At 44.3% G+C, this 19,677-nt stretch carries 19 protein-coding genes; 9 read left to right on the forward strand and 10 right to left on the reverse strand.

What is annotated here, in order from left to right; genetic code table 11:
• The first annotated feature begins 36 nt into the window (after positions 1-36).
• Positions 37-573 carry a DUF3347 domain-containing protein gene (locus tag PO830_RS04155; RefSeq protein WP_272852269.1) on the forward strand — a complete coding sequence of 179 codons (537 nt, stop codon included), beginning with the start codon at positions 37-39 and terminating at the stop codon, positions 571-573.
• Positions 574-896: 323 nt separating this feature from the next.
• Here PO830_RS04155 and PO830_RS04160 read toward each other — a convergent pair whose 3' ends face one another.
• From PO830_RS04160 to miaB, 9 genes are all read right to left on the reverse strand, one after another.
• Positions 897-1,334 carry an RDD family protein gene (locus PO830_RS04160; RefSeq protein ID WP_272852270.1) on the reverse strand — a complete coding sequence of 146 codons (438 nt, stop codon included), beginning with the start codon at positions 1,332-1,334 and terminating at the stop codon, positions 897-899.
• 3 nt (positions 1,335-1,337) lie between these two features.
• Positions 1,338-1,757 carry a hypothetical protein gene (locus PO830_RS04165; RefSeq protein WP_272852271.1) on the reverse strand — a complete coding sequence of 140 codons (420 nt, stop codon included), beginning with the start codon at positions 1,755-1,757 and terminating at the stop codon, positions 1,338-1,340.
• A 247-nt stretch (positions 1,758-2,004) separates the two neighbouring features.
• A complete protein-coding gene (gene groL / locus PO830_RS04170; protein WP_272852272.1) occupies positions 2,005-3,639 on the reverse strand; it encodes a chaperonin GroEL in 1,635 nt (544 codons plus the stop codon).
• Between the two features lie 43 nt (positions 3,640-3,682).
• Positions 3,683-3,958, reverse strand: coding sequence for a co-chaperone GroES (locus PO830_RS04175; protein ID WP_272852273.1), 276 nt, complete (start codon positions 3,956-3,958; stop codon positions 3,683-3,685).
• A 147-nt stretch (positions 3,959-4,105) separates the two neighbouring features.
• Positions 4,106-4,459, reverse strand: a complete 354-nt coding sequence (gene secG, locus PO830_RS04180; protein ID WP_272852274.1) for a preprotein translocase subunit SecG — start codon at positions 4,457-4,459, stop codon at positions 4,106-4,108.
• A 6-nt stretch (positions 4,460-4,465) separates the two neighbouring features.
• Positions 4,466-5,353, reverse strand: coding sequence for a hypothetical protein (locus PO830_RS04185; protein WP_272852275.1), 888 nt, complete (start codon positions 5,351-5,353; stop codon positions 4,466-4,468).
• Entirely contained in the window at positions 5,353-5,859 is a 507-nt protein-coding gene (locus PO830_RS04190) for an LptE family protein (protein ID WP_272852276.1), read from the reverse strand. The genes PO830_RS04185 and PO830_RS04190 overlap by 1 nt, the downstream gene beginning before the upstream one ends.
• 4 nt (positions 5,860-5,863) lie before the next feature.
• Positions 5,864-7,138: a sigma-54 interaction domain-containing protein gene (locus PO830_RS04195; RefSeq protein ID WP_272852277.1), complete on the reverse strand. Its 1,275-nt coding sequence runs from the start codon at positions 7,136-7,138 to the stop codon at positions 5,864-5,866.
• A 6-nt stretch (positions 7,139-7,144) separates the two neighbouring features.
• Positions 7,145-8,602 (reverse strand): tRNA (N6-isopentenyl adenosine(37)-C2)-methylthiotransferase MiaB, encoded by a 1,458-nt coding sequence (gene miaB / locus PO830_RS04200; RefSeq protein ID WP_272852278.1) that lies wholly within the window; start codon positions 8,600-8,602, stop codon positions 7,145-7,147.
• Between the two features lie 125 nt (positions 8,603-8,727).
• On the opposite strand from miaB, the gene PO830_RS04205 reads away from it, so the two are divergent.
• From PO830_RS04205 to PO830_RS04240, 8 genes are all read left to right on the forward strand, one after another.
• Complete coding sequence (locus PO830_RS04205) at positions 8,728-9,516, forward strand: hypothetical protein (RefSeq protein ID WP_272852279.1); 789 nt, start codon at positions 8,728-8,730, stop codon at positions 9,514-9,516.
• A 243-nt stretch (positions 9,517-9,759) separates the two neighbouring features.
• Positions 9,760-12,255, forward strand: a complete 2,496-nt coding sequence (topA, locus tag PO830_RS04210) for a type I DNA topoisomerase (protein ID WP_272852280.1) — start codon at positions 9,760-9,762, stop codon at positions 12,253-12,255.
• On the forward strand, positions 12,252-13,412 hold the full coding sequence (locus tag PO830_RS04215; protein WP_272852281.1) for a formimidoylglutamase: 1,161 nt from the start codon (positions 12,252-12,254) through the stop codon (positions 13,410-13,412). Before topA ends, PO830_RS04215 begins: the two co-directional genes overlap by 4 nt.
• Positions 13,413-13,527: 115 nt before the next feature.
• Positions 13,528-14,904 (forward strand): type IX secretion system lipoprotein PorK/GldK, encoded by a 1,377-nt coding sequence (gene porK, locus PO830_RS04220; protein WP_272852282.1) that lies wholly within the window; start codon positions 13,528-13,530, stop codon positions 14,902-14,904.
• Positions 14,905-14,969: 65 nt separating this feature from the next.
• Positions 14,970-15,611 carry a type IX secretion system motor protein PorL/GldL gene (gene porL, locus PO830_RS04225; RefSeq protein ID WP_272852283.1) on the forward strand — a complete coding sequence of 214 codons (642 nt, stop codon included), beginning with the start codon at positions 14,970-14,972 and terminating at the stop codon, positions 15,609-15,611.
• A gap of 39 nt (positions 15,612-15,650) precedes the next feature.
• Positions 15,651-17,225: a type IX secretion system motor protein PorM/GldM gene (gene porM, locus PO830_RS04230; RefSeq protein ID WP_272852284.1), complete on the forward strand. Its 1,575-nt coding sequence runs from the start codon at positions 15,651-15,653 to the stop codon at positions 17,223-17,225.
• A gap of 15 nt (positions 17,226-17,240) precedes the next feature.
• Entirely contained in the window at positions 17,241-18,140 is a 900-nt protein-coding gene (gene porN / locus PO830_RS04235; protein WP_272852285.1) for a type IX secretion system ring protein PorN/GldN, read from the forward strand.
• A 67-nt stretch (positions 18,141-18,207) separates the two neighbouring features.
• Positions 18,208-19,248, forward strand: a complete 1,041-nt coding sequence (locus tag PO830_RS04240; RefSeq protein WP_272852286.1) for an NAD(P)/FAD-dependent oxidoreductase — start codon at positions 18,208-18,210, stop codon at positions 19,246-19,248.
• Positions 19,249-19,254: 6 nt separating this feature from the next.
• Here PO830_RS04240 and PO830_RS04245 read toward each other — a convergent pair whose 3' ends face one another.
• Positions 19,255-19,629 carry a DUF983 domain-containing protein gene (locus PO830_RS04245; RefSeq protein ID WP_272852287.1) on the reverse strand — a complete coding sequence of 125 codons (375 nt, stop codon included), beginning with the start codon at positions 19,627-19,629 and terminating at the stop codon, positions 19,255-19,257.
• Positions 19,630-19,677 lie beyond the last annotated feature (48 nt).

Raw genomic sequence — 19,677 nt, forward strand, 5'->3', positions numbered from 1 at the left:
GTAATTTGTATCTTTGCGGAAAGAAATTCGTTAGATATGAGAACCCTTCAAAACTGTTTATATTTCGGCCTAGTATTAACGTTGATTGCCTGCGGAAACGAAAAGAAAGAACCGAAAACGGTTACCGTAGATAATGAGGCGCCCATTACCATAGAAGCTTCCGAAGAAACCACTTCCTTTAATGATGCCAAGATGGAGCAAGTGTTTGATCAATACCTTGAAGTAAAAAATGCGTTAGTACAAACCGATAAGGAAGCGACACAAACGGCTGCGTCTAATTTACTCACGGCCTTTGCTAATATAGGAGTTAGTGAGAAGGCTTTTATGGCGGGGCAAGCCATGGTAGAAGCTGAAGATGTGGAGGCACAGCGAGAAGCATTTGTAGTGGTTACTGCGGAAGTAGAAACGTTATTAGAAGGAGCGCTTTCGGAAGGTGCTGTCTACAAGCAATACTGCCCTATGGCTTTCAATAATACCGGTGCTTACTGGTTAAGTGATTCCAAAGAAATTTATAATCCCTATTTTGGAGATAAGATGCTGCGTTGTGGCCGTGTCGATTCAAAGATCGAATAAAAATTTTAATGTCAGTATAGCGGCTTTAGAAAGATTCACTTTTGGTTAAAAATTCGCCAATTAACAACTGACTATTAGGTTTCAAGCGTACCTTTAATTGTCTTTAAATAATGACATAATGAAGGAAAAAAAGCAAACCAAGAAGCCACAAGCGAAAGCTCAGCAGCAACCTGCGAAGAAGGCTCCGAAACCTGCCAACAAGAAGTAAGCAGATTTCTCTGGCAGTCCGTTCTTAGAGATTGGAAATGCCTGTTACAATTTATGAATACACTTAATATGAACCTAGAACCCTCTCCTTTGAGAGGGTTTTTTGTGTGGTGTTCTTATTCGTTGGAAGCTTCCACGGTACCAGTTCTAGACACGGTTGTCGTTTTTGCGATGGTGTCGTGAAGGGTCCAGTTTTTTGTAACAATGAAGACCAGGAAGGCGATCAAGGAAAACACCACAGAAATCATTTTTATCAAAGAACGTTTCACGTGTTGCGTGGGCGATAGTGCTAAATGACTACTAGAGACTACATGAATACCGCTAATCAGCTTTCCTAAAGTAACGCCTCTGTGGGTGAAATCAAACAGAACAAAATACCCCAGATAGAAGAATAGTAAAAATTCGGCATTGAATTCAATGTCCATACCCCACCAGGTATATTGAATTGGATTAAAAAATGGGCGGATGAATGATGTAACAATGCTGGATATGATTCCTATGATAAGGCCATCGATGAGATAAGCTACTATTCTTCGTAATGCGATCGTGTTCATAGTTTATTTTTTTTGAACCCAGTATTCGAGATCAGTGATGTTACCCTCTTCGTCTACCGCATACGTTCCGGGCTTCACCGAGATTTGATTAGCTCCCCAAGTGAAGGTATTGGAGCTTATGACGGTAACCGAATCACTATTTTTTCGCGCACTGGCTTGTTTGTGATTCTTAAAGATAGGAAAACATATAAAATGCTCTGTGTTGCAACAAATAGTGACTGTGGTACTAATTGTGATAAATTGACCATCAATCTCAATGGTTACGTCTTGACAAAAATTCCGACTGCTTTCGCCTGCAGGCACATATTGTGATAGCGTAGCATTATTTACTACTGTGGTTTCTTGTGCTCTGACTTCAGAAAGGGTGACTAAAATCATTACAATCATAAGAAGGGTTCGGGTTACATAGATACGTGTTGACATAATATAAAGGTTTATGGTGATGCCTACTCTTGCGCTTTTCGGCGGTCGCGAGCCGATTACTACTCGGCCATAAAAGGGAGAACGAGTAGACCCATAAACAATTGATGTTATAAAATTGATAAAATACTGAAAACTATGCAATTATATTTTCTGGTGATTCATGAAAGCAGAGTAATGTTACATCGTATCGCATAAAAAAACCCTCCCGTTTTAAGGGGAGGGTTCTTAGATAAATAGTGCTTGTTTCTTACATCATTCCTGGCATACCACCGCCGCCCATAGGAGGCATTGGAGCTGGATTGTCTTCTTTAATATCGATTAACGCACACTCGGTAGTCAGGATCATTCCGGCCACAGAAGCTGCGTTTTCCAGTGCAATTCGTGTCACTTTCTTAGGATCGATAATTCCTTCTTTAAGCATGTCCACATAGGTTTCGCTCTTCGCATCGTATCCAAAGTTCTTTTTACCTTCCAACACTTTGTTGATGACCACTGAACCTTCGCCTCCTGCGTTCTCTACAATAGTGCGAAGCGGTGCTTCGATGGCGCGTGCGACGATTTGCACTCCCGTGGATTCATCCAACGAGTCGGTTGTCAACTTTTCTAACACTTTTAAAGCGCGAACGAACGCAACACCACCTCCGGCAACGATACCTTCTTCTACCGCAGCACGAGTGGCATGAAGGGCGTCATCTACACGGTCTTTCTTCTCTTTCATTTCTACTTCAGAAGCAGCGCCTACGTATAGAACAGCAACCCCACCGGCTAATTTCGCCAGGCGTTCCTGAAGTTTCTCTTTATCATAGTCGCTCGTTGTCGTCTCAATTTGCGCTTTAATTTGACCCACACGCGCCTGGATGTCTGATTTCTTTCCAGCTCCATTTACAATGGTCGTGTTATCCTTATCGATGGTTACATTTTCAGCGGTTCCCAGCATCTCCATAGTGGCGTTCTCCAAAGTAAATCCACGCTCTTCCGAAATAACCGTTCCTCCGGTGAGGATTGCGATATCTTCTAACATGGCTTTGCGTCGATCTCCAAATCCTGGAGCTTTTACAGCGGCGATCTTTAAGGAGCCGCGAAGTTTGTTCACAACTAATGTGGCTAAGGCTTCTCCTTCTACGTCTTCTGCAATAATCAGCAATGATTTTCCTTGTTGCGCTACAGGTTCAAGAACTGGGAGTAAATCTTTCATGTTCGAGATCTTTTTGTCGAACAACAAGATCATTGGGTTTTCCAACTCGGTCTGCATCTTTTCGCTATCGGTCACGAAGTAAGGAGATAAGTAACCGCGGTCAAACTGCATTCCCTCCACGACATCTACATAGGTATCGGTTCCTTTGGCTTCCTCTACGGTGATCACGCCTTCCTTACCAACTTTATCAAATGCCTGTGCGATAAGGTCTCCAATTTGATCGTCGTTGTTTGCTGAAATGGCTGCGACTTGCTTAATCTTATCGGTAGAGTTTCCTACTTTGGTGGCTTGCTTCTCCAGTTCCTTTACGACAGATTCTACAGCTTTGTCAATACCGCGTTTCAGATCCATAGGGTTGGCTCCGGCAGCCACATTTTTCAATCCTTCTTTTACAATAGCTTGCGCCAATACGGTAGCCGTGGTGGTTCCGTCTCCGGCGAGATCATTGGTTTTGGAAGCGACTTCCTTCACCATTTGCGCTCCCATGTTTTCCAGCTCGTCTTCAAGCTCTATTTCTTTCGCTACGGAAACTCCGTCTTTGGTTACCTGTGGGGCTCCAAACGATTTACCAATAATTACATTTCGTCCTTTGGGTCCGAGCGTTACTTTTACCGCATCGGCCAATGCGTCTACACCGCGCTTGATTCCGTCGCGTGCAGCTACATCAAATTTTATATCTTTTGCCATAATATGCTAAATTTTATGCTGTTATATATTGTTGAACTACGGTTTAAATGATAGCGAGAATATCATCTTCACGCATGATGAGATAATCCTTTCCATCAAATTTTAATTCGCTTCCACTGTACTTTCCGTACAATACCACGTCACCTACCTTTACGGTCATGTCGTGATCTTTTTTGCCTTTTCCGACAGCCACTACTTTTCCTTGTTGCGGCTTTTCTTTAGCCGAATCGGGAATGTATAAACCCGATGCCGTCTTTGTTTCAGCCTCTTGAGGGGCCACTAAAACGCGGTCTGAGAGGGGTTGAATTTTTAATGCCATATTCAAAATTATTTTAGTTGATAAATTTTCAAAGTGTCACGCGTCAAAAGACAGAAATTGTGCCATGATCTAAAAACTGACAGATTGAAATAAAAAATGCCAGCTTGTCAGAAGCTGGCATTGTTTTTTGCAGTATTTCGAAACGAATTATTCTTGATCGCCCTCGGTTGAAGTTCCACCGGTGTCAGTACCAGCGTCACTTTCGGTAGCCGGCATGGTCGCTTCTAAATTATCTTGTTGGTAGTCTTCCACCTGACTTCCGCTGCCTCCCATGATGGGAATGTTTGAAAGTAAGATAAGCGCTAACATTACGGTCGCCAAGGTCCAGGTACTCTTGTCTAAGAAATCGGTTGTTTTCTTAACACCACCCATTTGCTGACCGCCGCCACCGCCAAACGTGGAAGAAAGTCCGCCACCTTTTGGATTCTGTACCATGATCACTACCACCAACAAAAAGGCGATAAAGATGATCAAAACGAGGAATATTGTAAATGTACTCATATCGAATTACGAATTTTTTAATTTTTCTATGGCCCGAATTTGGTCTGCAAAGAAACCACTTTTTTCGGGATTTTTCAAAATTAAAATTTTATAGGCCTGAATGGCTTTTTTATAGTTTTTCTGTTGTAAATAAACCTTCGCCAAGGTCTCTGTCATTAGGGATTCCTGTGGTTTTGTAAAGGGTTTAGCAAGGTTTTTATTCCCTTCGGAAGGGCGCGAAGTAGGTTCTAATTTTGGTGTTTCCTGTATAAATTTGTCGATAAGCGCAAATTTGCGCGCTTTTTCTTCTTCATTTTCATCTTCGGCACCTGTTGTTTCCTCCCGTTCAATAGGTTCGGCCTTGGTCAGTTTTAGCCATTCGGCAAACGAATGAGTGTCTGCTTTGGTAAACGGAAGCGGAGCTTCCGGCTTCACCGTGTCTGAAGGTTTTTCAGTCGCGGTCGTTTCGGAAGTTGGTGTCTCAGTGAGATCGACGACCGAGGCTACTTTGCGTTCGAATAGTTCTGGATTTAAAATGGCTTCCGCTTTTTTCAGCTCTGCCTTCATTTTGTTGTCGAGGTCAACGCTCACGGCTTCCGAAACATTTTCCGCAATAACTTCAATTTCGTTCACGGAAGGATCGTGCTGAAGAATTTGCTCTGAGATCTTGTTCTGCACAAACTCTTCCGATGTGATATAATCAAACAATATATCCCGATCGGTAGTATGCGCTGCCGTTTTTTTTAGTGCCTCATTGTATAGGTAGCTGCCTTGGTTTTTGAGTCCTTTGAGCTGTAAGGCGCGCGCACTTTGGAAGTAAGGAAATTTTTCCACTACTGTTTCCAACGCCTTCATATGAGACTCGTCGATCTCCTGTGGATGTGCTAATAGGTATGTGTAGCGATCTGTTGTCATTACCAATTTGCGAGCGAGGCGTTAAAAATATCTTGAGTAATCCGTTCAAAAATCTCTGCCAGAGCATTCTCTAATTGCGCTCCTGTTAGTTGCGCGCTTCCGCCGTAATCAAAGTAGAAGGAAAAGCGTTGTTCAAAATCTTTTTCAGGTTCTAGCGTGTTGAAGAACCGAACGTTCACAGAAATAGTGAGTCGGTTTTGCGCCGCCGTACTTTGTGCGGTCGCCGTAATAGGAGCTACGTAGTACTCGGTGATCTCGCCTTCGTAAATAAGATCACCACCATTGTTTACAAGGTCTAAACTGGTTTGCGTAAGAATAAGATCCTGTAAAAGGATGGTAAAGTCTCGCGCAATTCCCGGTTCTACAATGGGCGCATTGTTTAAAAAGTTATTGACCTGAAAAGTGCTGGCATTCCCTACATTGGCGCCTGTAAAGGAGTAGACGCCACATCCTTGCAACAAGCTACACGAAAAGAGTAAAAGGATAAGATGTTTGCAACGATTCATAGCCTTAGAGATTGTATTGTTTGATCTTTCGATATAAGGTGCGTTCGCTGATACCTAACTCTTCGGCCGCCGCTTTTCGTTTTCCGTTGTTCTTTTCCAGCGATTTTTTGATCAATTCCAGTTCTTTGTCCTGAAGGGAGAGGCTTTCCTCTTCTTCTATATCTTCGGCGAAATCGTATCGGTCTTTCGGTTCTCCTGAAGGTTCGGGAATGCTCAGCACTTCTACATCGTGCGCGTCCTCTTCCTCTTCGGCATCCACCATAGAAGATAACTTGTCTTTGTACGAATTATTTTCCGCATAGATCTTATTGATCAAAGAAGAATTCTCCTCCTGCACATCTTTGGCGTTGCCATTCTTCATCAATTCGAGCGTAAGCTTCTTTAGGTCGTTCACATCGCGTTGCATATCGAACAGCACTTTATAGAGAATTTCTCGTTCGCTGCTAAAATCGCTTTCTTGTTTTTTCTGCTGAATGACGGCCGGTAAGTTGCTCCCCACGTCAGGGAGGTAGTTTCGCAGGGTGTCGTAGGTGATCTGACGCTCTTGCTCCAGTACTGAAATTTGTTCTGTGATATTCCGCAATTGACGGATGTTTCCGCCCCAATGATACTTTAACAACAAGCGAACAGCCGCATCTTCAAGTCGGATTGTCGGCATTTTATACTTCTGAGAAAAATCGGCAGCAAACTTTCGGAACAATAAGTGGATGTCTTCCCCACGATTCCGAAGCGGTGGTAAATTGATCTCCACGGTACTAAGTCGGTAGTAAAGATCTTCTCGAAATCGTCCTTTGGAAATTGCCTCCGCCATGTTCACATTCGTGGCGGCCACGATACGTACGTCCGTTTTTTGTGTTTTAGAGGAACCTACTTTTAAAAACTCACCGTTTTCCAGAATTCGTAACAAACGAACCTGTGTAGGAAGCGGAAGTTCTCCTACCTCGTCCAAAAAAATCGTTCCCCCGTCAGCTACTTCGAAGTATCCACTGCGGGTAGCCGTTGCCCCGGTAAACGCCCCTTTTTCGTGTCCAAAGAGTTCACTATCAATAGTGCCTTCGGGAATGGCGCCACAGTTTACGGCGATATATTTATTGTGCTTTCGGTGGGAGAGCGAATGTATGATACGCGGAATGCTTTCTTTTCCTACTCCGCTTTCTCCGGTAACCAACACCGAAATATCGGTAGGGGCCACGCGAATGGACTTCTCGATGGCGCGATCCAGTTTTTGGTCACTTCCTATAATTCCGAAACGTTGTTTAACGGCTTGTACGCTTTCCATAGGTATTTAATTATTTTCTGAATACCCCACAGCCTTCCCCAATAGGGTAGCGGTGGTGCAATCTTCGATTTTTACCATCACAAAGTCACCAACCTTATACTGTTCCTTCGGAAATACTGCCACCGTGTTTTGCTCGGTACGACCGCTCCATTCGGCATCGCTTTTTCGCGATTCCTTTTCGATTAGCACCTCCACCGTTTTCCCCACAAATTCCTGAGTGCGATAGGCGCTGTGCTTTTGTTGCAGGTTTACGATCTCGATAAGACGTCGTTTCTTGACTTCCTCCGGCACGTCATCTTCCAATTTTCGAGCGGCCATGGTGCCGGGACGTTCCGAATACATAAACATAAACCCAAAGTCGTATTTCACGTATTCCATCAAGCTTAGAGTGTCCTTATGGTCTTCTTCGGTTTCCGTGGGGAAGCCAGAGATCATATCTTGCGAAATGGCACAGTTAGGAATAATGTCACGAATCGTATCGATGAGCGCCATATACTCCTCTCGAGTATGCTGTCGATTCATTTCTTTTAAAATTCTCGTGCTTCCACTTTGCACCGGTAAGTGAATATAGTTGCAAATGTTCGGGTATTTTGCCATGCTATGCAGTACGTCTTCCGTCATGTCCTGCGGATTGCTAGTAGAAAAGCGAATACGCATTTTGGGTTGGGCCTGGGCTACGAGTTCCAGCAGTTGCGCAAAATTGGTGGCCGTAGCTTTCTGCATGTCAGTGGCATTTTTAAAGTCTTTTTTGAGTCCGCCGCCATACCATAAATAACTATCCACGTTCTGCCCCAAAAGCGTAATTTCTTTATAGCCCTTTTCCGCCAGATCATTTACTTCATCGATAATGCTCAAAGGATTTCTGCTGCGTTCTCTTCCGCGGGTAAAGGGCACCACGCAAAACGTACACATATTGTCACATCCTCGAGTGATGCTCACGAAGGCCGTCACACCATTTCCGCCCAGGCGAACCGGAGCAACATCTCCGTAGGTCTCTTCTTTCGACAGGATCACGTTCACCGCGTCACGACCGGCTTCTACTTCTTCTAACAAATTAGGAAGGTCTTTGTAGGCATCGGGGCCCACGACCATATCTACGATCTTTTCTTCCTCTAAAAACTTACTTTTTAGCCGTTCTGCCATGCAGCCCAAGACCCCGACTTTCATATTGGGATTGTGCTGTTTTTTTACCGCGTTGTACTTTTCGAGGCGTTTGCGAACAGTTTGTTCGGCTTTGTCACGAATGGAACACGTATTTACCAGTACCAGATCGGCTTCCTCCATCTTTTGGGTTGTATTGAAACCTTGTTTAGCAAGAATTGAAGCGACAATTTCGCTATCGCTAAAATTCATCTGACAACCATAACTTTCAATGTAAAGTTTACGACTGTTCGATCCTTCAGGAGTTTGCATCAACGCTTCCCCCTGCTTGCTTTCATCAATAATCTTCTCTTGGGTCTCCATAAATAAGTGTCTGGTGCTTCTGCTTTCAATTGAATCAGCAAAGATACAATTAAATTTAAGTTTGTGTCAAAATGGCAGCTTTCTTTTTCCTAATTTTGGGTCATCAACTGACAACCAACCTGCTCATGGAACATTCTATTTTCAAGCGTATTGAGGCTGCACCCAAACCCGATTTTGGAGACATTCTCACCAAAAGTTTTAATTTGTTTAAAGAAGTTTGGACGCAAGGCTTGTTACACGGACTCCTAAGTATGGCGTTTGTGTTTCCTTTTATAGTGATCGTTTATATTCCTATGATTCCATTCTACATCGAAGCTTTTGAGGCCAGTCAGTATGGTTATGAGCCCTCTTTCGATTATGCCCCGGCGGCGATTGTAGGATATGCTTTGTTGATTTTGGTGTTGAGCTTTGTGATGCAAATTTTTGTATTCGCGATCAATCTTCATTTTTATCGGGTGATGAAGAAAGCCGATTTTCAAACCCATGAAGATACGGGGGGCTACTTTACGTATTTGAAAGGCAATTTTGGAAAATTATTTGTGCTGAACCTGGCGGTCTTCGGAATTGCCATACTCGCTGCCTTACTGTGTTATTTACCAATCTTTTACGTGATGGTGCCGCTGCAGCTCATTGCGCCCATCTTTGCGTTTAATTCAGAATTATCTGTTTCCGACACCATCAAGGCAAGCTTTAAGTTGGGTAATCGTTTCTGGTTGATCATCTTCGGCTTGATCATTGTTTCTTCCATGATCGCTCAATTGGGCATATTGGCGTGTTTTATTGGGGTTATTGTTACGGCGTATTTTGTGCACATTCCCATGTATTATGTCTATAAAGACACGATAGGGTTTACGGAGGGCCCGACGGCAGCCCCCGAAGCGCCAGATACTGGTGCGATAAACGAATCATTCTGAGGGATTGAAATGTTTTGAATGGTATTCCTGTGGGCTGTATGCCTGAAAGAATTATCATTTGAGACGCAACCTTTCAGAAATATCACATCTTCTAGGTGCTTTTCTGAAACAGGAAAAGTAAAGTTTAGTATTTATTGGAAGTGAAATACCTTGATAGAGAGCCCGCATAACTTGCGGGCTTTTTGTTTCGACAGCGATGTATTTAAAAAAATCCTATACTTTTGTACTCCTAAAAAGTTGACGATGGCAAAGAATTTAGTGATAGTGGAGTCTCCTGCGAAAGCCAAAACCATAGAAAAATTTCTCGGAAAAGATTTCAAGGTAACCTCGAGTTTTGGACATATAGCGGATCTGCCTTCCAAAGAATTGGGCGTGGATACCGAAGGGGATTTTACACCTAAATATATAGTCTCTCCTGATAAAAAGAGTTTGGTCAAGGAATTGAAGAATCTGGCCAAAAAAGCAGAAACTATTTGGTTGGCGAGTGATGAAGACCGCGAAGGAGAAGCCATCGCCTGGCACCTTGCTGAAGAATTAGATCTTTCGGATGCCAATACCAAACGTATCGTGTTTCACGAAATCACGAAGTCGGCTATTCTCAAAGCGATTGAAAACCCTCGTAGCATAGACTACAACCTGGTCAATGCGCAGCAAGCCCGCCGCGTCCTAGATCGATTGGTGGGATACGAATTGTCTCCGGTATTATGGCGGAAGGTGAAAGGCGGACTCTCAGCCGGGCGTGTGCAAAGTGTGGCTGTACGACTAATCGTAGAGCGTGAGCGCGACATTGAAGCCTTCACACCCCAAGCCTCCTATCGCGTGGATGCCGTTTTTGAAACAGAGGAAGGTAGTTCGTTCAAAGCAAAACTTCCGAAAAATATAGAGACTGAAGCCGCTGCGCGCACCTTTCTTGAGCGCAATAAGGGAGCCGAATATGCTATTGCAGAACTAACTAAAAAACCCGCCAAGAAATCTCCGGCAGCACCGTTTACCACTAGTACCTTACAGCAGGAGGCGTCTCGAAAGCTATATTTTTCAGTAGGGAAAACCATGACGATTGCACAGCGACTCTACGAAGCCGGTCTCATTACTTATATGCGAACCGATAGCGTGAATTTATCGCAAGACGCACGAAACGCTGCCCAGAAGGAAATTGAAACCTCTTACGGTTCAAAATATAGCAAACCCCGAAACTATAAGGGGAAGTCAAAAGGCGCACAAGAGGCGCACGAAGCCATTCGACCCACCGATATGAGCAAGCACTCCATTAGCGGCGATCGCGATCAGGAGCGTTTGTACGATCTTATCTGGAAACGAACCATCGCATCTCAGATGAGTGATGCCCAATTAGAGCGTACACAGGTGAAAATTGAGATCAAAGCCGCACAACCGGTGGAAGAGCAATTTCACGCTAATGGGGAAATGATCAAATTCGATGGTTTCTTAAAGGTGTATCTGGAAGGAACCGATACCGAAGACGAAGAGCAAGACGGGATGCTTCCGCACCTTTCCGAAGGAGAGCTGCTCAATAACGACTATATTACGGCAACCCAGCGATTTACTAGACCGCCCTATCGCTTTACGGAAGCGTCGCTGGTGAAACAATTGGAAGAACTGGGCATTGGGCGTCCCTCTACCTATGCTCCTACCATTTCTACCATTATCAGTAGAAATTATGTGGAAAAAGGGTCTATTGAAGGCGAGCCACGGGCGTATTTGCAAATGGTGTTGGAAGAAGACACGCTCAAGCAAAAGGAATTGACAGAAACTGTGGGAAGTGATAAAGGAAAGTTGGTTCCCACCGATATTGGGATGATCGTGAATGATTTCTTGGTGGAGCACTTCGGAAACATTCTCGATTATAATTTCACGGCGAAGGTGGAGGAAGACTTTGATGATATCGCCGAAGGAAAAGAAGAGTGGACGCAGATGATGAAAGACTTCTACAAGAAGTTTCATCCGCATGTGGAAGATGTGCAGGAAAACGCCGATCGCGAAAGCGGTGAGCGTATCTTGGGGGAAGATCCCGAAACGGGACGGCCGGTGTTGGTTCGTTTAGGGAAGTACGGTCCCATGGCGCAAATTGGAGCGCCCGACGATGAGGAAAAGAAATTTGCCAGTTTGCGACCCGATCAGCAATTGCATTTAGTGACCTTTGAAGAAGTATTAGACCTCTTCAAGCTTCCGAAGACGCTCGGCGTGTATGAAGGGGAAGAGGTGGAAGTGAATAATGGACGCTATGGTCCTTATGTTCGCTTCGGAAAGAAATTTATTTCCCTTCCGAAGGGGAAAGATCCCTTAGACGTAGATATGGCTTTGGCCAAAGAACTGATCGAACAAAAGAAGAAGGCCGATGCGCCTATTTACGAATACGAAGGACTTCCGGTGCAGAAAGGGAAGGGTCGTTTCGGTCCTTTTATCAAGTGGAATGACATGTTTATTAATGTCAATAAAAAATATGACTTCGATAATCTTTCCGAAGAAGACATCATCCAACTGATCGAAGATAAGAAGCAAAAGGAGATCGATAAATTGGTAAACGAATGGCCCGATGAAGGCATACGTTTGGAGAAGGCACGTTGGGGTCGCTTCAAGTTGATCAAAGGAAAAACCAAAATTGAACTGCCAAAAACCACGAAGGCCGATAAAATGACGCTGGAAGAAGCACAAGAACTTCTGGAAAAGAAGGCGCCTAAAAAGAAAACCCGAAAGCGTAAAAGCACTGCGAAGAAAAAATGATCGAATTTCTTTCCCCCGTCCCTAAATCGGTTGTAGCCCACCGCGAGATATTACCTGAGGGAGTCCTCGGAAAACAGATAAAGATACACGCCACGAAAGGTGACCTGCCTTCTTTAAAGGGGGTGGCCTTGGCTCTGGTGGGAATTCAAGAACATCGCAATGACATTAATTACATCGGGGGAGTGCCGCAATTTGAAGCGGTGCGAAAAAGCTTTTACCAACTCTTCCCGGGAAATTGGGCGACTTCCATCATCGATTTGGGAAATATTGAGGCGGGAGAAACCGTACAAGACACGTACTTTGCAGTTCGAACGGTGCTTTCCGCTTTGCTACAGAAAAAGGTAATTCCGCTGCTCTTAGGCGGAAGTCAGGATTTGGTGTTTCCGCTGTATAGAGCGTACGATGAGGTAGGTGAGATGGTGAACATGGTCAATATTGACAGTCGGTTTGACCTGGGCGATGCCGAAAAACCGATCTCAAATGTTTCGTACGTAGGGAAAATTATCGTCGAGAAGCCTTATAACTTATTTAATTACAGTGTGCTGGGATATCAGTCGTATTTCAACCCGGCGGCAGAGATCACTCTCATGGAGAAGTTGTTTTTCGATGCCTATCGCCTGGGGGAGGTCACCAAAGACATTACATCCGTAGAGCCCATCATGCGTGCTGCCGATATCGTTACCTTAGATATTTCCGCAATAAAAAGCGCCGAAATGAGTTATCATAATACGAGTCCCAATGGCTTAGACGGCCGCGAAGTATGTGCTTTGGCACGCTATGCCGGGATCAGTAATCGGGTAACGTCCTTTGGCGTGTTCGAAATGAGTGCTTTAGATCGAATGAATTCCGGGGCGATGTTGATCGCTCAAGTGCTGTGGTACTTTATAGAAGGAGTCAACTTTAGAATTGCAGATGAAGATTTTGAAGATGAGGCTCATTATATAACGTATCAGGTTCCTGTGGACGATACGGTCTTGGTTTTCAAAAAGAGTAAGAAAACCGGGCGATGGTGGATGGAACTGCCGTTTATTTCGAATGTTAATAATAAATTAAAAAGAAGAACGTTATTACCTTGCACTTATGGCGATTATTTGGGTGCAACGAATCAGGAAATTCCTGAACGATGGTGGAAAGCCCGTCGAAAAAATGAAGTATAACCTAGCGAACTAAGTACATTCAGCTTCAAGCGTTTTTTTATAAAATTGTTGCTTTTTTGAAATTTTATAGATAGGTTTACGCCCTTGAATCTGACAAAATTTAACCTAAATACCTATGAAGAAGTCGATTGCATTCATTGCGATTCTGTCCTTATTATTAAGTTGTAATGCTGGAGACAGAGGTGAATTGGTGGGAGCCCAAGGGAAGAAGTGGCACCCCGAAAAGCCTTACGGTATGACCTTGATCCCTGGTGGTTCTTTCATCATGGGTAAATCTGATGATGATTTTGTTGCAGTTAATGACGCCCCTACCAAAACGGTAACGGTGCGTTCGTTCTATATGGATGAAACTGAAATCACGAATGCCGAATACCGACAATTCGTCGAGTGGGTACGTGATTCTACGGTTCGTCTAAAGCTCGCCATCCTGGCGGATGAAGTAGGCGCCGCTCCCGGAGAGGACGGTATTGGTGAATACGCCTTTGTCGATCAAGAAGGAGGAGAAGAAGAAATGACGCCATACGAACAATATATGTATGATAATTATTATGGTATGGGCGAAGATTTTTACGCAGGTCGTAAGATCAATCGCGATATCGATCTTGTTTGGGACACCGAAGAATATCCTGACGTGTATTATGCGGAGGTTATGGACACCATGTACATTCCTGCGGAAGAAGCCTATAATGGGCAGCGTACCATCGACGTCAATAAATTAAAGTTCCAGTATACCTACATGGATATTCAGGCAGCAGCTCGTTCGAACGGGAAGCGCTCTGACTTTATCAAGAAAGAGGAAATCATGGTCTATCCCGACACTACGGTGTGGATCAAGGATTTCAACTATTCGTATAATGAACCCATGCACAACGATTATTTCTGGCATGAGGCTTATGGAGACTATCCCGTAGTGGGCGTTAACTGGAAACAAGCGAAAGCCTTCTGTGCGTGGAGAACCTTGTACAAAAATTCGTATCAGAAATCACGTCGTCGTCAACATGTAAACTCCTTCCGTCTTCCGGGTGAAGCCGAGTGGGAATATGCCGCGCGTGGCGGTCTGGAATCAGGTACCTATCCATGGGGTGGTCCGTATGCCAAAAATGACCGAGGATGTTTTATGGCCAACTTTAAGCCCTTGCGTGGTGACTATGCGGCAGATCAAGCCTTATACACAGTAGAGGCCGATGCCTACGAGCCAAACGATTTCAACCTTTACAACATGGCTGGTAACGTAAGCGAATGGGTAGCTTCTTCTTACGATCCTGCTGCTTATGAGTATACCTCTACCATGAACCCCAACGTTAACGACGATGAGAACATGCGCAAAGTGGTGCGTGGAGGATCGTGGAAAGACGTAGCCTATTTCTTGCAAGTAAGTACGCGTGATTACGAATACGCAGACTCTGCTAGAAGTTATATTGGTTTCCGAACCGTACAAGACTACATGGGAACTGATGTAACCCTAAATCAAGCCTATGGAGATGCGCGATAAGCGCTCCTTACAATATCAAAGAACTCAATCTTAACTACTTAACTTAACTAAAAAACGAATGTATTATGGCACAGTCTAAATCATCAAAACGACTTTTTAACATGGCCTATGGCCTTGGAGCTTCTATTGTAATCTTAGGAGCACTTTTTAAAATCCTTCACTGGGAATTAGGTCCCCTTAACGGAGGTATTCTTTTGGCCATTGGTCTGATTACCGAAGCGATCATTTTCGCTATTTCTGCTTTTGAACCGGTAGAAGATGATCTTGACTGGTCTTTAGTGTATCCCGAATTAGCTGGTGGAAAGACAATGACGAAGAAGGAAGAGCCTAAAGACGCTCAAGGAATTCTTTCTAAGAAATTAGATGCGATGTTGAAGGAAGCGAAAATCGATTCTGAATTGATGAGCAGCTTAGGAGACAGCATTCGCTCTTTCGAAGGTGCTGCAAAGAATATGGCGCCTACTGCTGAAGCAATGACCTCCACGAAAAAATACAGTGAAGAGATGGCATTGGCTGCCGCTCAAATGGAATCGTTAAACAGCTTGTATAAAGTTCAGGTAGAATCTACCAGCCGTCAGGCAGAAGTGAACGAACAAGTTGCCGAAAATGCCGCTCAATTGAAGCAGCAAATGGAGCACTTGGCGTCAAACTTATCTTCGTTAAACGGAGTATATGGTGGAATGCTTTCTGCAATGAACCGAAACTAAGGTTCCCTTAGATATTTTTATTAATTCAAAAAACTAAAGATGGCTAAAGGAGCATTATCCCCGCGGCAGAAGATGATTAACCTAATGTACTTGGTGTTCATCGCTATGCTTGCACTGAATATGTCCAAAGAGGTACTTTCCGCATTTGGACTTCTAAACGAAAAGATCAATTCGGCAAATACACAGGCGAGTCAGCGTAACCAGGCCTTTATGGATGGGTTAGCGACCAAGGCCAGTGATGAGCCCGAACAATATGCGGCGGTAGAAGCCAAAGCACAAGAAATTGCAACCATTTCAAACGAATTGGATACGTATCTGGAAGGTTTAAAGGCTGGAGCGGTAGCGAATGTTGAAGACCCTCAGGATTATGAAGTAATGGACAAGCCAGATTACTTCAACAACTTGTTTTTCCGGGGTGAAAATTTGAAGCCCGAGGGACAAGAGTTTATCGATAAAATGGCTGCTTACCGCAACGGTATGATGGAAGTTTTGTCTGATACAGCCGTCGCTAAGAAAGTGGCAGGCGCTGATGAAATCAAAGCGAGTCTTGAAGAAAACTTTGGAACCGGACAAGTGGAAACACGAGATGGAACCAAACAAGACTGGTTGAATTACCACTACGAAGGCTTCCCATTGATCGCGTCCTTGACAAAAATGACGTCTATCCAAAATGATGTAAAGACGAATAAAAGTGAGATCCTTCAGAAAATGTTATCGGGTCAACAAGCCGCGGCACTTTCTTTCAGTAACTACTCTACGATCATGGATGTTGAAAAATCAGCATACTATTCGGGAGAAACCTTTAACGGAGCGATCATGCTAGGGCGTACCGATGCGAGCACTGTGCCTCAGGAGGTAAATCTTACGCTAGATGGAAGACCGCTTTCTGAAGACCAATACTCAGTTCAAGGCGGGCGCGTAGTCTTAAACGTAGGCGCTGGTAGTCCTGGAGATCACAAGATCGAAGGAATGCTGGTATACGGAGAAGGAGGAGAAAAAGTAGAAGTTCCTGTAAAAACAGGTTTCGCTACGATTTCTAAACCGAATGCTGCCGTTATCTCTGCCGATAAGATGAACGTTGTATACCGTGGAGTAGATAACCCAATGACGATCTCTATTCCTGGAATTCCAGATAATAAAGTTTCTGCTTCTGCAAGTGGATTATCAAAAACATCGGGTAGTAAGTACGTGATGCGTCCCGGAACCGGAAGAACGGTGAACATTTCTGCAAGTGGTACCCTTCCAGACGGACAGAAAGTAAATACGACTTCAGAATTCCGTATTAAAGACATCCCTGCACCGGTAGGATCCGTGCGTGGAGAAACAGGAATCGTTCGTATGCAGCGTGAAGGACTTGAAATTTCAAGTATTGGTGCGTTGTTAGAAGATTTCGACTTCGACTTAAACCTTCGTGTGACTGGATTTAGCTTTAAAGTGTCTGGACAACCAACGGTTCGTGTTAACGGAACTTCGCTTAACGCACAGGCCAAAGCGGCATTGCGTCGTGCTGGTCGCGGAGAAGCGGTACAAATTTTTGATATCAATACTAATATTGCAGGTAGTGGCGTTAAGTTAAAGAAGACCGCTCCTGTAGTGATCGAATTGACAAACTAGAATAAACAAACGAATATGACTCTTAAGAATGTTGTTTTATGTGGAATTGGCCTCTTGATGGGAGTAAGTGCACACGCACAGCTCAACGTCTTGAATGCCAAAACGCCGGAAGAGATCGGGAAGAAAACCGAAGCTCAGATCGCCTACGATAACGACGAACCGTTGCCGTATGGGTATACCGATGAGCGAGATGTACTTTGGTCGAAAACCACCTGGGAAATCATCGATCTCGATGAGCGCGTGAACTTCCCACTGTACTACCCGATCGACACCAACAACATTGGAGCCGAACGCCGATCGTTATACGATGTATTAGTTCGTGGTATCAAAGACGGTAAGATCGAGGATGTATATGCAGATTCGTACTTTACGGAAAAGCGTACCTTGGATGATTTAAGTGCATCTTTGGTATACAGTGATACAACCGACCTAGGTATTGAGCAGTTTAACGCTGAAGGTACCGTAGATCGACAGTACATTCGTCGATTTACACTGGATGCCGGTGATATTGAAGAGTGGCGAATTCGTGGAATTTGGTATCTAGACAAACGCCAGGGGGAGTTGAAATATCGTCTCCTAGGATTGTGTCCGGTAGCCAATGAAGCGCGTGCCAAAGCCTTTCCTGATGATAACATCGATTCTAAGGTGGAATTATTCTGGGTGTGGTTTCCGGGTGCTCGTGAAGTATTACACAATGCCAAAGCCTTTAACCGAAAGAATACATCACAGCCTATTTCCTATGATCATCTGTTGAACTCAAGAAGATTCAATGCCGTAATCTACAAAGAAGACAACGTTCAGGGCGACCGAGGCGTAGCCGATTATATCAACGACAATGCGCTGATGCAGTTGTTGGAGTCGGAGCGCATTAAAGAGCAAATTCGAAATATTGAGATCGATCTCTGGAACTATTAATTAGTTTCAAGTAATATATTGTAAACCCTCTTGAGCGATGCTTGAGAGGGTTTTTCTATTTTTGCGCATGCAGCAGCTGGATTATATCATTGTGGGTTTAGGGATTGGCGGACTCGCCCTGGCGCGCCGATTGGAAGAACGAGGGCACTCTTTTGTGGTATTCGATACTCAAGAAGACGGTGCTACGGCGGTGGCCGGAGGTACCATCAATCCGGTGGTGCTGAAACGCTTTAAAGCGGTCTGGAAGGCTTCGGAATTTTTTGAATCGGCTCAACACTTTTATCGAGATCTGCAAAAAGACCTGTCTCCCGAATTTCTAGACGAAATTCCGGTACGCCGCATCTTGCAAAGTGCAGAAGAACAAAACGACTGGTTGGTGGCCAGTGATTCAGAACAATGCAAAACGTTTTTAAGGTCACAAATTGCTGTCAATCCATACGAGGCGATAAAAGCTCCATTTGGTCTGGGTACTGTACGCAATACATTACAGCTTAAAACACCCCTCCTCTTAGAAGGCTTCCGAAGCTATTTACAACACCAGCAACGATGGGTGAATGAATCCTTTGCGTATGACCAATTGCAACGGGTCGAGGGCGTCCTTCAGTATAAACAATGGCAAGCAAAGCGTGTGATATTTTGTGAAGGGGTAGGAGCCTTGCGTAATCCGTATTTTCTTCCAAAGAATATCCTTCCAAAGAAAGGAGAGTATATTACCATTCGGGCTCCTAAACTCGAACTCGACGCAGTACTTAAAGGCCCCTTTTTCATCATACCGCTTGGGAAGGACACCTACCGTGTGGGAGCAACCTTTATCCATAAAGATCTCAGTCCCACTCCCACGAGTGGCAGTTTAGAGACGTTGGAGAAAGCCCTCATTAAAATGCTGCACTGCAACTACGAGATCATCGGTCGAAGTGTTGGGATGCGGCCTACGGTCGCCGATCGAAAGCCATTGTTGGGATGGTTTGAGACAGACCAGCTTTGTTTTATGAACGGATTGGGAACACGAGGCCTGTTTATGGCACCCTTGTTGGCTACTTGGTTGCTGGATGCCTTAGAAGGAGCCCAACCACTACCTACAGAAGTAGACCTAAAACGGTTTTTGTGATGGTAATTACTTTGCTTTTTCCGGATCGTATTTGAAAAAGAAATTGATCCAAATGTTTCGGGAGAGACGTACGATCACCGGAAGCATCACGATTAAGGTTCCCATGATCACAAAAAAGGTATTTAATCGATTCAGCCCGAACATAAAAAATGCAATGATAAATGCTGCCACGGCAAATGCGACGCCCACGCCATAACTCACATACATGGCACCATAGAAGAAAGATGGTTCTATCTTGAATTTGGTGTGGCAATGCGGACAGTGTTCGTGCATTTTCAGCGTTTCTGAAAGCACATAGGGATTCGGATTTTTATACATCTTTCCGCTGTGACACACCGGGCAGGTACTGGTAAAGATACTGTAGACTTTGGTTCCTTTCATTCGCTTTTGTTTCCTTCTCAAAATTAAGCATCTTTGCACAAAATAGCA

Source organism: Altibacter sp. HG106 (genome assembly GCF_028561755.1).
Lineage (GTDB): Bacteria > Bacteroidota > Bacteroidia > Flavobacteriales > Flavobacteriaceae > DFVG01.